Source organism: Microbacterium sp. AZCO (assembly GCF_039614715.1).
In the GTDB taxonomy this organism is placed as follows: Bacteria; Actinomycetota; Actinomycetes; order Actinomycetales; family Microbacteriaceae; genus Microbacterium.
On sequence record NZ_CP154857.1, the window covers coordinates 181,239 to 195,236 of the forward strand.

Consider the following 13,998-nt stretch of genomic DNA (forward strand, 5'->3'; position numbering starts at 1 on the left):
GCTGTCTGCGACTCCTCACGGCCCATGCCGAGACGGCGGACCGAAGGCGTCTGAGCGAGCAATGCGATCGCAGGCCCACTACCGCTGCTGCACCGGTTCTCGGCTGACGGAAGCGATCGCCGCGTCGACAACGCGACCGACCCGCTCACGACGCGCCCCTCTCGGGATCCCGCGATCGTCGTAGTCGGCCTTCTGCGCGTGAACCCCGAGCGGCAGGTGGAGCGCGCCGAAGAAGGCGAACAGCGGCCGCGGCTCGTGGTCGATCACGGCGAGTGGACCTCGTTTCCGCCGCGGCCGCGAGCAGCACCGGCGTGCCGGCGAGCGCGTTCCGACTGACCAGGTCGAAGAACTGCGTGAACAGTCCGGTGTACGACCCCCGGTGGCGGAGCGTTCACGGCGAAGCACGCGAGCCGGTCTGGGTGATTACATCACGTTCATTTGGGAACTGTGCTTCTCCATACAAACAAGGCGCGGACGATCGTCCCACGTGGGCACAGCGACGAATCCTCGGCTGAGGTAAAGCCCGATGGCATCGTCTCGCCAATCCCAGACAGTCAGTCGTATAGGGCGATTACTCTGTCCACGGCATGCCGCATCGAGTAGCGCGGACCCCACGTGATGCCCGCGAACGCGTGGATCGACCCACAGCCGTTTGACCTCGAGGCCGTTTCCCGTTTGCTGCACCACCACTACTCCGACGCTCGTGCCGTCGAGCTCGGCGAGAAGCACTTGCGCATTCGCGTATGCGCGCTCGGGATCCTCTACTTCCTCGGCATACCGCCGAGGCAAGTCTGAGTCGGGAATGCCAGTGGCGAGCCGTTGCGACTTCTCGAGCTCGGTCTGCACGAGGTACGCCTTCACGAGACGACCGACCGTGATCGCGTCGACGCCGGTCAGGTCCGCCCGACGAACATCCACCCTCGGTCCGGTCTCCACAGCCCCATCCTTTCACCGCGCTGAAGGCGCCCTGAGACGGGTGGTTGATCGCGCTCGCGGCTGAGCCCACTGACCACGTCGGTAACGTCTGATCGGATGCCTGTCGTTCCTGGATCTGCGCTTAGGTCAGGGATGACGCGTGCTCATCGCAGATGGATTCGCTGTAGCTCAGTGCGCTCTTGAGCTTCTGCTTGGCACGAGCGAGTCGTGTGCGCGCGGTGGACGGGTTGATGTGGAGCACGGCGGCCGCCTCGTGAGAGGCCAGTCCGTCCCAATAGATCAGCCTGACCAACTCGGCATCGTCATCAGCCAGCGACGCGATCGCCTCGCGAACGGATAGCGCGACGTCGTCGACAGACTCCGGGGCGGCCGATCGCAGATCGTCCGCTAGGCGCTGCACTGCCGCGGATCGGCGGGCGAGAGTGCGACGTGAGTTCCGCAACACGTTGTGCGCCACACCGTAGAGCCACATCCGGGCTTCCGTCGGTTCCGAAGGCATCCGCCGGTGAAGTCTCCACGCCGTGAGCAGCAGCTCACCGAAGGCCTCGGCCGCGTCGTCGGGGTTGAGGAGGCGCCGTTGGAAGTAGGCCAGCAGTGCTGCCCTGTTGTCCTCCACGGCGTTCTTGAACCCGGTGTCAGCCTGCTCCTGCCTCACAGCGCGCACGGCCGCATCTGCCCGGCGAGGCTGATGGGGCTGCCGTCCTCCATCGAGTAGCCGTGGTTCTCCAGTTCGGCGTAGAGCCGCTTGCTGACGATGTCGAAGACGGCGTTCAGCCGCCAGTCGGCCTCGCTCCACCCCTCCGTGACGAGCTGGTCTGTGTCGATCGTCCGCATGCCGTCGAGCTGCACCCGAAGGTCGGCCACGGCCGCGTCGACTTCGGCCGGGTCAAGATCGTTGACATCGATGGAATGCAGGATCTCCTGCGCGTCGAGCACCTCCGGGGCATCGTCGGGCACGGTCCCGTCTGTCTCGATTCGCAGACCCTGGTAGCAGAGGGACCCGTCCTCACGCTCGGTGTACGAGAGCGTGTCCGCCAACCAGCCCCAGGGTGTCTGGACGCCGTACCCGGCCATGGCTGCCGAACCACCGCCCAGCAGAAGCGCCGTCACGGTGATCGCGGCCGACCACCTCACCGCGCGCCGACGTCGACGCAGGGGAGCCGCTTCGGCAAGGATCCGGTCGACGTGCACACCCAGTCTGTGCGGCGCTCCGGCCGGCGGCGCCGACCGCCGCAGCATGCTCTCGAGTTCGCTCTCGTTCATCTCAGGCCCTTCGCTCGGACACGTTCATCCAGTTCATGTCCGAACCGCCGGAGATTGTCCCAAAGGCCGACTTCCAGTCGCGCTCAAGAAGGACGCAGGTGGGTCGTTCACCGCACGGGGACGGTGCAGTGATCGCATCTCGGTAGCGTCACGTTGGGCGACTGGACTGGGGTGGGTCGTCGCTTTCGTCGTCATCGTCGGCGGCGAGCACGGCGATTGGCGGGACGCTGAGGAAGAGGGCAACCAACTTGCCCCAGGGGCCAACGGGCCCTGCGGACTCCTCTGGCATCGTCAACTCCTTCGTCGAGTAGCCATCTTCAAGCTACCGACGTACACCAACAGTTGCACGACTCGGTGCGGGGTCGTTATGCGTTCAGTCGAGCGGTGAAGTCTGCAACCGTCGAGTCGAAGCCGGTCGCCCGGTCGCCCGCCCAGTTGAGCCCGATCAGCAAGCCGTCGGCCGACAGGCCAGGAAGCCAGCGGAACTCGAACTCCGCGCGAGGAATCTCACGGGTGCGAAATCCGGCGTACGCCGGCACGTTCTCGATCACCCGACGTGCGCGGGACTCGCGCGACCAGAAGGGCATGGCGCGCGCACCATCCGTCCCGCGCGGCGCCGGGACGCCCTCATCGTCCTCGATTGTCCAGACCGAGCCGTCGAGGCCAAGTTCGCGGAAGAACGCATCGGCGTGCGCCGAACTTGTGCTCATGGATCGACGCTAGCGCCTGCGTTCGGGTCCAGCGTGGGCAAAGCCATGTCACAACCAGCCACTGCCGCCCGCGACCCCTGAAAACACGAGGATCGCGGCCCGTCAGGATTGGACGCGACGGCGGGAGTCGAACCCGCAGCTCGACCGGTTATGAGCCGGTGACCGGGACCGCCCGGATCGCCGCGATGCCCCCACGCTAGCGCCGACTCGGGCTCCGGCGAACGACCGTTAACCGAGGTTTCGCTGTGAGTCTCACTGTGTCGCAACGCGTCCGAGCGCAATCGCGGGGATTCCGTCCCACGCGCCGATGCTCGCCAGCGCGTCACGACATCCTCCTGCGCACGCGCGGCTCAGCCCAGCGACGCCCGGAACGCCCGTAGGTGCTCGACGACGAGCGCGTGGTCGTCGGCCTGCGGCAGGCCCGACACGCCGACGGTGCCCACCATGCCGACACCGGCGATCGTGATCGGGAAGACGCCGCCGTGCGCGGCGTAGACGGAGGTGTCGAGGCGGCCGTCCCGGTCGAAGTCCCCGCCGCGGGCCTTGAACGACAGTCCGACGCCGTACGACGAGCGGCCGTACCGGCGGGCGACGCGCGACTTCCGCTCGAGCCAGCCGTCGTTGTCGGCGCTCGAGCCCGGCAGCGCCGTGTGGAAGACGCGGGCCTCGCCGAGGAAGATGCCGATGACGATCGGCAGCTCCCGCTCGACGGCGCTCGCGCGAAGCGCCGAGCCCAAGGTCCACGCGTCGTCGAGATCGAAGCGGGGGAGGACGAGCTCGCGCTCCTCGGCCTCGACGCGGGCGAGGGTCTCGGCGGCGCTTCGCTCTGTCATGGCCACGAGCGTAGCGTCGAGACACGGGCTCTCGCCGAGACAGGGTGGCGTCATCCCCGGCCTCGACGAGATCCCAGGTCTCGACGAGGGAGGCGGGGCCGAGCCGCCGGGCGGCCGCGAGCACGGGCGCTCGGCATCGGATGCGTAACGATTGCGGGGCGGGCAGGCGAACCCCTGTGGAGCCGGGCGGATGCCCAGGGTGCCGACACTTATCCTGTTCCGCATGTCAACGGCGCGACGACGGGGAATCCTCGCTGCCGTCACCGGCATCGTCCTGCTCGCCCTGGGGCTCGGAGTAGGCGTCGTCGTCGGTGACGCGCTCGGCATCCGAACCGAACCCTCCACCCAGATGACGCCGGCCGACCCTGTCGTGCCGGCCATTTCCGGACCCGTCTTCCCGCCCGAGTTCACGACGATCGACGCTCCCGATTCACCGCGCGTCGCGGCGGCGCTCGATGAGCTGAAGGATGCCTCGGCCGACGCACCCGACAAGAGCGGGGAGGCCTCCCTCACCGTCACGGCGAGCGACGGCGACGCCGCCGACGACTCGTACACGATGAGCGGCAACCCGACGGCCCTGCGCATCGAGGCGGCGAGCGAGGCGGGCGCGGCCCGCGGCGTCTACGACATCGCCAACTCCGTCCGCGTGGGGTCGCCGGTCGAAGCGCTCATCGGCGAGCATCCGGCATCGGCGCTGCCCTTCCGGATGGTCGACCTCGGCGCGGTCGGCGTCGACCCCGATCCGTCCCAGTGGGAATCGGGCACCGACTACTCCCACGTCTCGCGAGCCTTCGAAGACGTCTACCTCGCCGATCCTCCGTACATCGACCAGGATGCCCTGGCGACGGCGTACGACGACTGGGATGCGTTCCTCCGGCACTCGGTGGCGAACGGCTACAACGCCGTCTCCTGGCCAGGGTTCATCGAATTCGCGACGTTCGAGGATGTGCCCGGTGTTTATCCCGACGGCGATCCGCACGTCGCCCGCGCGCTCGCGCTGCGCGAGGCGTTCGGCCCATTCTGGGATCGCGCCGCCGAGCTCGGCGTCAAGGTCTTCCTGCGCACGGACATGCCGACGCTCACGCCGCAGCTCGCCGACTACTTCGACCGCGAGTTCGGCGGCCTCGACACCGAGAACCCCGAGCTGTGGCAGGTGTACACGAAGGCGCTCGACGAGCTGTACGCGGCGGAGCCGGCGCTCTCCGGCATCCTGATCCGCATCGGCGAGGGCGGCAACGTCTACCAGGAGCCGGGCTGGGACTACTACTCCGAGATCGCCGTGCGCTCCGTCAAGGCCGTGCGCACGATGCTCGAGACGTACTCGTCGCAGGCGGAGGCGACGGACCGCGAAGTGGTGTTCCGCACCTGGAGCGTGGGGATCGGCGACGTCGGCGACATGCACACCGACCCCGAGGCGTATCACGCCATCCTCGACGGCCTCGATTCGCCCGCGCTCATCGTCTCGACGAAGTACACGCTCGGCGACTTCTATTCGTGGCTGCCCCTCAACGACACCCTCGAGACGGGCGACCAGCGCCGCATCGTCGAGTTCCAGAGCCGCCGCGAGTTCGAGGCGTTCGGCTCGTTCCCCAACGATCTCGGCCCGCAGTACCAGTGGGCGCTGCAGACGCTGCTCGAGAAGAACCCGCACATCGAGGGCATCTGGACGTGGACGCAGGACGGCGGCCCCTGGCGCGCCGGCCCCATGTCGCTGTACTTGAAGAGCGGCTTCTGGCAGCTCTACGAGCTGAACACTCAGACCGCGGCCGCCCTCGCGCGCGACCCGAACACCGACATCGGCCAGGTGACCGTCGACTGGGCCAAGGAGTGGTTCTCCGAGGACCCGAGAACCGTCACGGCGATCGCCGACGCCATGGCGCTCTCGCGGGATGCCATCACGCAGGGCCTCTACATCCAGCCGTTCGCCGAGAAGCGCACCTTCGCGCTCGGCCTCGAGCCGCCGCCCCAGATGTGGATCTTCGAGTGGGACATCCTCACGGGCGATTCGGCGAGCCTCGGCGTCATCTACGAGATCTCGAAGGACCGCATCGACGAGACCATCGCCGCAGGGCACGACGCCGTCGCCAAGGCGGAGAAGATGCGCGATGACGTGGCGGGGACGGATGCCTCGACCTGGCGCGATCCCGCGCTCCGCGACGCCTTCGTCGGCACCCTGGACTACCAGGCCGACGTGCTGCGCATGCTCGCGGCGTACCGCGAGATGTTCCTCGAGCAGATGCGCTGGCACGACACGCTGGACCCGGCCGCGCACGCCGCGTGGGAGAAGGCGCGTGACGAATACGTGGCGCTGGCCGACGAGCACGTCCAGAAGTACACGGGCGACGTCGACCACCCCGCGTGGAACCTCGCCGCGGCCGACCTCTCGGTGCAGCGCGCCGACCGCGACGTCGCCATGTCGTGGATCGCGCGCATCATGCTCGCCCTCGCCCTCGCCTGGCTCATCATCGGCATGGTGGCCGCCCGGACGCGGCTGGTCCGTCGCCCCGGCGCGGCCGCGGCCCGCGTGACCTGGCTCGCCGCGACGCGGCCGTGGCGTGCTCGCGAGGGGACGCTCGGCCTCCTCACGGTCGACCGCTGGCTCCTGCTCATCGTGCCGGGCGCCCTGCTCGTCGGCACGCGCGCCGTGCAGACGTCGTTCCTCTCCTGGACGCACCTCGCGATCGTGCTCGGCGCGTGGATCGTCTTCCTCGTGGGGATCGATCTGCTCCTCGGTCGCAAGCGCTCGCCGTGGCCCGTCATCGCAGCCGTCGGCGGCGTCGTCGTGCTGCGCTGCATCGCGACGCTCGTCGCCCTGTCGTTCAGCGGCCCCGGCGGCTACTGGTTCGCGTTCTGGACCGACCCGGTGCGCCGCACGGTCTACATCGGCGTCGCGTTCGCCCTGTTCCTGTGGGTGTTCGTCGCCGCCGGGTGGGCGCTGTCGACGCAGCTCGGCCGTCGCCGCGCGACGGGCGTCGTGCTCGCCGCAGCCGGTGCGGGCCTCGCCATCCCGGCGACGGTCGTCGCCGTCATCGGCCTCGAGACGGTCCTCTCGGCGTGGAACGACCAGATGGGTCTGCTGCCGTGGGGGCTCGCCCGCATCCTCGGCCTCACGACCTACCTCGAGATCCCGGCCGACACGGCATGGTGGGCCGCCGCCTTCGGCGCCGTCGTGCTCGTGATCGGGCTGCTGCTCGCCGTGCCGTGGGGCCGGCGCAACGCGCCCGCGCCGACCGGGGCTGCACCGCAGCATCCCGAACCCGCTGAGGTCTAGGCTGGCGCCACGCGCGCCTCGCCGCGCGCGCCACGTGCGCCCGGGAGGGCGCCCACGCACCGGGAGCCGCGGATGTCGAAGAAGCACACGCACGAGGACGGTCTCAGCGCCAAGGAGTACGCGAAGGAGCTGAAGAAGCTCCACGTCGAGCTCGTGAAGCTGCAGGAGTGGGTCAAGGCCGAGGGCGTCAAGGTCTGCATCGTCTTCGAGGGCCGCGACGGCGCCGGCAAGGGCGGTGTCATCAAGGCGATCACCGAGCGAGTCAGCCCCCGCGTCTTCCGTGTCGTCGCACTGCCGGCTCCGACGGAGCGCGAGCTGAGCCAGATGTACATCCAGCGCTACGTGCCGCATTTCCCGGCGGCGGGCGAGGTGGTCATCTTCGACCGCTCCTGGTACAACCGCGCCGGCGTCGAGCGGGTCATGGGCTTCACCGACGATGCGACGGCCGACAAGTTCCTGGCGCAGGTCCCGCTCGTGGAGAAGGCGATGATCGACTCGGGCATCATCCTCATCAAGTACTGGCTCGAGGTGAGTCCCGAGGAGCAGACCCGCCGGCTCGAGGACCGCATCCACGACGGCCGCAAGACGTGGAAGCTCTCGCCCATGGACCTGAAGTCCTACAACCGCTGGTACGACTACTCGCGCGCCCGCGACAAGATGTTCGCCGCGACCGACACCGACTTCGCGCCGTGGAACGTCGCGATCTCGGACGACAAGGAGAAGGCGCGGCTCAACATCATCACGCACCTCCTGTCGAAGATCCCGTACGTCGAGATCCCGCACGAGGAGCCCGTGCTGCCCGCCCGCCAGGAGCCCGGCGACTACGTCGAGCCCGACTACGACTACCGGTACGTCCCCGAGACGTTCTGAGCGGACGGGCTCGCGGTCAGGCCCCGCGCTGCGCCATCGCCTGATCGAAGGCGCCGTCGCGGGTGGAGACGATGTCCTTGCCGAGGGGCATGAGCGAGACGGGCACGAGCTTGAAGTTCGCGATGCCCAGGGGGATGCCGACGATCGTGATGCACAGCAGCAGACCCGTGAGGATGTGCTCGAGCGCGAGCCACCAGCCGGCGAGGATGACCCAGATCACGTTGCCGAGGAACGACCACACGCCGGCCGACGGCTTGCTCACGACGGTGCGCCCGAAGGGCCACAGCGAGTACAGGCCGACGCGGAATGAGGCGATGCCCCACGGGATCGTGATGATGAGGATGCACAGCACGACCCCGACGAGCAGGTAGCTCAGGAACAGCCAGAACCCGGCGAGGACGAGCCAGATGATGTTGAGCAGGGTGCGCACAGGATCATTCTGGCAAGGGATGCCTCCGGCTCCGGCACCGTCGTAGGCTCGGGCTGTGCGGGTTTCGACGGCGCCCCCGACGATCGCGGAGCTGATCCTCGACGCGCTGCGGTCGGCCGCCGCCGAAGTGGCGGCGACGGAGGCCGCCGCGCTCGCCGACGAGCCCGACGGGGTGCACCAGCATCGCGTGCGCGTCCGCCGCCTGCGCAGCGTGCTGGCGGGATTCCGGCCGCTGCTCGAGCGCGAGCCGGTGGATCTCCTGCGCGTGCTCTTCCACGAGTGGGGGAGCGAGCTCGGGATCGTCCGCGACATCGAGGTGCGCGCGGCGGTCGCGGAAGACGCGATCGAGCGGTCGGGGGTGGACGATCCGCGCGTCGTTCGACGCCTGGTGGAGTCCGAGCGCCGGGACTACGCCGCCGCGCACGCGCGACTCGTCGAGCTCGCGGGATCGCCGCGGTCCGTCGAGCGCGCCCGGCTCCTGCGCGAGTTCGTCGCGGCTCCGACGGTCGTCGCCGAGGACGCGGATGCCGCTCCTCTCGTCGCCGTCGTGCTCCGGGCGCAGGCCCGCCGCGTGCGCAAGGCGGTGAGGCGACTGGATGCCTCCGAGGAGTCGTACCACGACGTGCGGAAGGCCGCCCGGCGCATGCGGTACGTCGCCGAGGCGATCGCCGCGTCGGCCCCAGGCCTCTACCCGGACGAGGTGGCGGATCTCGCGGAGGCGGGCGACTCGCTCCACGACGCCCTCGGAGGCCATCGCGACGCCGTGCTCTTCGCCGAGAGCGTGGCGCGCTCGGCCGTGCACGCGGAGCGCGCGGGAGAGCCGATCGAGGACTACGGCCGCGTCGAGGCGCGGGCGCGCGAGGAGGCGGCCGAGCACCTGGTCGAGCTGCCTCGGGCGCTGCAGAAGCTCCGGCGCGCGGCATCCACCCTCCGCTGACGCTCCTGCCGGGGAGGGATGCCGGGCGACGGTGTCGGACGCCGCGCCTAGACTTGTCGGGCCATGACCGACGCCACCACGCCCATCATCGTCGGCAGCGACCGCGGACCGCGCGACGCCGGCGAGCGCCCCGACAACGTGCTCCTCGAGGGTCTCAATCCGCCGCAGCGCGAGGCCGTCACGTATCGCGGCCCGGCGCTCCTCATCGTGGCCGGCGCGGGGTCGGGCAAGACGAGCGTGCTGACGCGCCGCATCGCATCGCTGCTGTGGAACCGTGAGGCGTGGCCGAGCCAGATCCTCGCCATCACCTTCACGAACAAGGCCGCGGGCGAGATGCGCGAGCGCGTGCAGCACCTCGTGGGCGACAACGCGGCGCAGGGCATGTGGATCTCGACCTTCCACTCCGCGTGCGTGCGCATCCTCCGTCGCGAGGCGCAGCAGTTCGGGTTCACGAAGGCCTTCACGATCTACGACTCGGGCGACTCGCGCGCGCTCATCAAGCGACTCGTCAAGGAGCACGAGGCGGATGCCTTCGGTCTCACGCCCGCCGCCGTGCAGGGCAAGATCTCCAAGCTCAAGAACGAGCTCGCCGACGCGGAGTCGTACGCGCGGCAGGCGAACCTCAACGATCCTGCCGAGCGCATCTTCGTCGATATCTTCGCCGACTACCAGCGTGCGCTGCAGCGGGCCAACGCGTTCGACTTCGACGACCTCATCGCGCAGACGGTCTACCTGTTCCGCGCGTTCCCGCACGTCGCCGACGTCTACCGGCGGCGGTTCCGGCACATCCTCGTCGACGAGTACCAGGACACCAACCACGCCCAGTACGCCCTCATCCACGAGCTGACCCAGCCGCTCTCCGAACCGGAGGGCGAGTCGTTCGGTGACGGCGGGATGATGATCTTCGACGCGCCGGCGGTCGAAGCCCTCCCCGCGGCATCCCTCACCGTCGTCGGCGACTCCGACCAGTCGATCTACGCCTTCCGCGGTGCCGACATCCGCAACATCACGGAGTTCGAGCGCGACTATCCGGGCGCGAAGGTCGTGCTGCTCGAGCAGAACTACCGGTCGACGCAGAACATCCTGAGCGCCGCCAACGCCGTCATCAGCAACAACTTCGACCGCAAGGACAAGAAGCTGTGGACCGACGTCGGTGCGGGCGACAAGATCGTCGGCTTCACCGGCTATTCGCAGCACGACGAGGCGCAGTTCGTCGCCGACGAGATCGAGTCGCTCCGCCGCGCCGGGGTCGACTACTCGCAGATGGCCGTCTTCTACCGCACCAACTCGCAGTCCCGTGCGCTTGAGGAGATCTTCATCCGCTCGGCCGTGCCCTACAAGATCATGGGCGGCACGAAGTTCTACGAGCGCGCCGAGATCAAGGACGCCCTCGCCTACCTCGTCGCGGTCGCGAACCCGGCCGACGAGATGGCGGTGCGCCGCATCCTGAACAAGCCGCGCCGCGGCATCGGCGACGTCACCGAGACGGCGATCGCTCGCTATGCGGCCGAGGAGGACATCACCTTCCGCGACGCCCTCGCGAACGCGTCGGCGCTCGGTGTGGGGCCGAAGATCCAGGCGGGCATCGCACAGCTCGATGCCGTGCTGGCCGAGGCATCCGCTCTCATGCTCCCCGCCTCGGGCGAGCTCGCGCCGCCGACCGCGGTCGCCGAGGGTCTGCAGATCCTGCTGCAGAAGAGCGGGTACCTCGACGCGCTGCGCGCGAGCAAGGACCCGCAGGACGAAGCGCGCCTCGAGAACCTCGACGAGCTCGTCGCCGTCGCCCGCGAGTTCGCGCGCAACAATCCCGAGGGCACGGTCATCGACTTCCTGACCGAGGTCGCCCTCGTCGCCGACGCCGATGACCTCGACGACGCGTCGGGCTCGGTGTCGCTCATGACGCTGCACACGGCGAAGGGCCTCGAGTACGACGCCGTGTTCATCACGGGCGTCGAGGAGGACCTCATCCCGCACCGCATCTCGGCCGGCGAGCCCGGCGGGCCGCAGGAGGAGCGACGGCTCTTTTACGTCGGCGTGACGCGCGCCCGCAAGCGCCTCTTCTTCACGCTCGCCATGACGCGCGCGCAGTTCGGCGAGGTCACGGTCGCGATGCCGAGCCGCTTCCTGCAGGAGATTCCCGCCGAGCTCATCGACTGGCGCCAGTCGCCGGGCGACGTCAACTCGCGCGGCGGCACGCAGTCGCGCGCGCTCAACGCTCGCCGCCCGGGCGGAGGCTCCGGCTTCGGCACGTCGCGGCGGTACGGCGAAGACCTCGTGCCGAAGTCGACGTCGATCGAGCGCTTCGCCAACCGCATCCCGGCCAAGGTGCGCGACAACGGCGACATGGTGCTGGGGCCGGGTGACCGCATCCGCCACGAGGACTTCGGCGAGGGACGAGTGGATGCCGTCACCGGCGAAGGCGCGAAGCGCGTCGCCCACGTGCGCTTCGACAAGGTCGGCGCCAAGAAGCTCCTCATCAAGATCGCCCCGATCGAGAAACTCTGACATCGACGCGATTAGGCTCGAATGATGGCCCTCTTCTCCCGCGGCAAGCGCGATCGAGACCGCTCGCCCGAGTCGACACCCGTTCAGGCGACCGAGGCAGACACGTCGGCGCCGCAGGTGACCGAGCCCGCCACGGGTTCGGCCGCGGCGGTCCCGGGTGCGACAGTCCCGGCCGAGGCGGTCCCGGGTGCGGCGGCTTCCGCCGGAGCGTCTCACGCCGAGGCGGTCCCGGCGGAACAGCCCGAGCCGGAGGCCGCGGCATCCGTCGGCATCTCGGTGTCGTCGTTCCGTGGCGTGGGTGCGCCGCCCGCGGAGCCGTCCCCCGCACCGGCCGCCCAGGAGTCGACGCCCGGGCTTCGCGGCAACTCGCTGCTCGCCGCCGCGCTCGGAGAGCTCTCCGACCCGCCCACGCCCCCGCAGATCATCAACGTCGCGCGCCAGCTGCTGCAGGGGCACCTCTTCCTGCGCATCAAGGGCGACGCCCGGGCCCTGCTGTCGGAGGGCAAGCAGCTCCCGCTCGCGATCGCGACGCTGAACGACGAGAACTACGTCGTCGCCTTCAGCGGCGGACCGGCGCTCGAGGCGAGCGTCCGCGCCGACGGCGACACCGACACCTCCGCGATGGCTCAGCCGGTGTTGACGGTGCTCAAGTACGTGCTCGAGGGTCCGTACGCGGGCCTCGTGCTCGACCCGGCCTCTCGTCCGGCGACCGCGGTCCTGCGTCGCGACATGCTCGAGAAAAGCGTCGAGGCGAGTGACCCGCACGTCACCATCAAGACGCTGCTGAGCGGCGAACGCACGGCCGCGACGGCGGCGGCCGTCGTCGATGCCCTTGCGACCGTGCCGTTCTGGGTCGCCGTGAGCCAGGACGACGAGGGGCGCATCGGCGTCGCCGAGGTGCGCACTCCGGAGGGGGAGCGGTTCCTGCAGCTGTTCTCGCACCCGCTCGAGGTCGTCGCGGTGGGCCGCGGCGAGCGCCCCGCGCCGATGGATGCCGAGCGGCTCCGCAAGGCGCTGCGGGGCGACCTCGAGCTGACCGGGGTGATCGTGGATCCGGGCGGACCGTGGATCCAGCTGCGGCGCCCCGATCTCGGCGCCCTCATCGACGGCTGACCCGTCGCGAGAACGCCTTCTCGCCGCGGAACGCGCAGTTCTGCCGGAGTTCGGCACGCCGCTGGGCCGTGACGGACGTCGGGGCCACCCCCTAGGGTCGGAACCATGGCGTCGGAACGCATCACCCTGACCGTCCCCGGACCGGATGGCGACCGCGAGATCGGCATCTCCAACCCGAACCGCGTGCTGTGGCCCGAGCCCGGGATCACGAAGCGAGAGCTCGCCGAGTACCTCGTCACGGTCGCCGAGCCCTTCCTCGCCGCGAACGGCAACCGGCCCGTCTCGCTCGAGCGCTTCCCCGAGGGCATCGAGGGTGAGCGCTTCTACTCGAAGAACCCGCCCAAGGGCGCGCCGGCGTTCGTGGAGGCGCAGACCGTCACCTACAACAGCGGGCGGCGGCATCCCCAGATCGTCTTCACGGAGATCGCGGCGGCCGTCTGGGCCGCGCAGATGAACACCGTCGTCTTCCACCCGTGGGCGTCGCTCACCTCGAACACCGACAACCCCGTCGAGCTGCGCATCGACCTCGATCCCCAGCCGGGAACGGGATTCCAGGATGCCGCGGCCGTCGCGCCGGCGCTGCGGGAGGTGCTCGCCGAGGCCGGCCTGGAGGCCTTCCTCAAGACGAGCGGCAACCGCGGCATCCATGTGTTCTGCCCCATCGAGCCCCAGTGGGAGTTCCTCGAGGTGCGTCACGCCGTCATCGCGGCGGGTCGCGAGCTCGAGCGACGGCTGCCCGAGAAGGTGACGATGAACTGGTGGAAGGAGGAGCGCGGCGAGCGCATCTTCATCGACTTCAACCAGGCCAACCGCGATCGCACCATGGCCGGCGCCTACAGCCCGCGGGCCTTGCCCGGCGCGACAGTCTCGACTCCGCTGACGTGGGACGAGCTCGAGGCGGGGGTCGATCCCGCCGCCTTCACGGTGCGGTCCGTGCCCGAGCGGCTCGCGTCCGTCGGCGACCCTTGGGCGACGCTGCTCGACAAGCCGGGCCGCATCGACACCCTTCTGGAGTGGTGGCAGCGCGACGTCGACCAGGGCCTGGGCGAGCTGCCCTTCCCGCCGGAGTTCCCCAAGATGCCGGGTGAGCCGCCGCGCGTGCAGCCGAGCCGCAAGAACGAGGCCTGACG

The 13,998-nt window shown here is 69.6% G+C and carries 13 protein-coding genes and 1 tRNA gene; 6 read left to right on the forward strand and 8 right to left on the reverse strand.

Annotated elements, in window-relative coordinates:
- Positions 1–78 precede the first annotated feature (78 nt).
- The 7 genes from AAIB33_RS00875 to AAIB33_RS00905 all read right to left on the reverse strand — a co-directional run bounded on the left by AAIB33_RS00875 (position 79) and on the right by AAIB33_RS00905 (position 3,742).
- Positions 79–267 (reverse strand): hypothetical protein, encoded by a 189-nt coding sequence (locus AAIB33_RS00875; protein ID WP_345801684.1) that lies wholly within the window; start codon positions 265–267, stop codon positions 79–81.
- A 156-nt stretch (positions 268–423) separates the two neighbouring features.
- Positions 424–936 carry a GNAT family N-acetyltransferase gene (locus AAIB33_RS00880; RefSeq protein WP_345801685.1) on the reverse strand — a complete coding sequence of 171 codons (513 nt, stop codon included), beginning with the start codon at positions 934–936 and terminating at the stop codon, positions 424–426.
- Positions 937–1,057: 121 nt separating this feature from the next.
- Positions 1,058–1,591 carry an RNA polymerase sigma factor gene (locus AAIB33_RS00885; protein WP_345801686.1) on the reverse strand — a complete coding sequence of 178 codons (534 nt, stop codon included), beginning with the start codon at positions 1,589–1,591 and terminating at the stop codon, positions 1,058–1,060.
- Positions 1,588–2,127 (reverse strand): hypothetical protein, encoded by a 540-nt coding sequence (locus AAIB33_RS00890; protein ID WP_345801687.1) that lies wholly within the window; start codon positions 2,125–2,127, stop codon positions 1,588–1,590. Before AAIB33_RS00890 ends, AAIB33_RS00885 begins: the two co-directional genes overlap by 4 nt.
- A gap of 437 nt (positions 2,128–2,564) precedes the next feature.
- Positions 2,565–2,909: a DUF2750 domain-containing protein gene (locus AAIB33_RS00895; protein ID WP_345801688.1), complete on the reverse strand. Its 345-nt coding sequence runs from the start codon at positions 2,907–2,909 to the stop codon at positions 2,565–2,567.
- A 109-nt stretch (positions 2,910–3,018) separates the two neighbouring features.
- Positions 3,019–3,094 (reverse strand) — tRNA-Met (locus AAIB33_RS00900).
- Between the two features lie 165 nt (positions 3,095–3,259).
- Entirely contained in the window at positions 3,260–3,742 is a 483-nt protein-coding gene (locus AAIB33_RS00905; RefSeq protein ID WP_345801689.1) for a heme-degrading domain-containing protein, read from the reverse strand.
- A gap of 223 nt (positions 3,743–3,965) precedes the next feature.
- On the opposite strand from AAIB33_RS00905, the gene AAIB33_RS00910 reads away from it, so the two are divergent.
- The gene (locus AAIB33_RS00910; RefSeq protein ID WP_345801690.1) at positions 3,966–7,013 is read left to right on the forward strand and encodes a hypothetical protein; all 3,048 of its coding nucleotides are present in this window, start codon (positions 3,966–3,968) and stop codon (positions 7,011–7,013) included.
- Positions 7,014–7,085: 72 nt separating this feature from the next.
- A complete protein-coding gene (gene ppk2 / locus AAIB33_RS00915) occupies positions 7,086–7,883 on the forward strand; it encodes a polyphosphate kinase 2 (RefSeq protein ID WP_345801691.1) in 798 nt (265 codons plus the stop codon).
- 16 nt (positions 7,884–7,899) lie between these two features.
- On the opposite strand, the gene AAIB33_RS00920 is transcribed toward ppk2, so the two are convergent.
- Positions 7,900–8,313, reverse strand: coding sequence for a YccF domain-containing protein (locus AAIB33_RS00920; RefSeq protein ID WP_345801692.1), 414 nt, complete (start codon positions 8,311–8,313; stop codon positions 7,900–7,902).
- 55 nt (positions 8,314–8,368) lie between these two features.
- Here AAIB33_RS00920 and AAIB33_RS00925 point away from each other — a divergent pair, with 55 nt between their 5' ends.
- From AAIB33_RS00925 to ligD, 4 genes are all read left to right on the forward strand, one after another.
- Positions 8,369–9,250: a CHAD domain-containing protein gene (locus tag AAIB33_RS00925; protein WP_345801693.1), complete on the forward strand. Its 882-nt coding sequence runs from the start codon at positions 8,369–8,371 to the stop codon at positions 9,248–9,250.
- A 63-nt stretch (positions 9,251–9,313) separates the two neighbouring features.
- Positions 9,314–11,755, forward strand: a complete 2,442-nt coding sequence (locus AAIB33_RS00930) for a UvrD-helicase domain-containing protein (protein ID WP_345801694.1) — start codon at positions 9,314–9,316, stop codon at positions 11,753–11,755.
- 24 nt (positions 11,756–11,779) lie between these two features.
- The gene (locus AAIB33_RS00935; protein ID WP_345801695.1) at positions 11,780–12,868 is read left to right on the forward strand and encodes an SseB family protein; all 1,089 of its coding nucleotides are present in this window, start codon (positions 11,780–11,782) and stop codon (positions 12,866–12,868) included.
- Positions 12,869–12,973: 105 nt separating this feature from the next.
- Positions 12,974–13,996: a non-homologous end-joining DNA ligase gene (gene ligD, locus AAIB33_RS00940; RefSeq protein ID WP_345801696.1), complete on the forward strand. Its 1,023-nt coding sequence runs from the start codon at positions 12,974–12,976 to the stop codon at positions 13,994–13,996.
- Positions 13,997–13,998 lie beyond the last annotated feature (2 nt).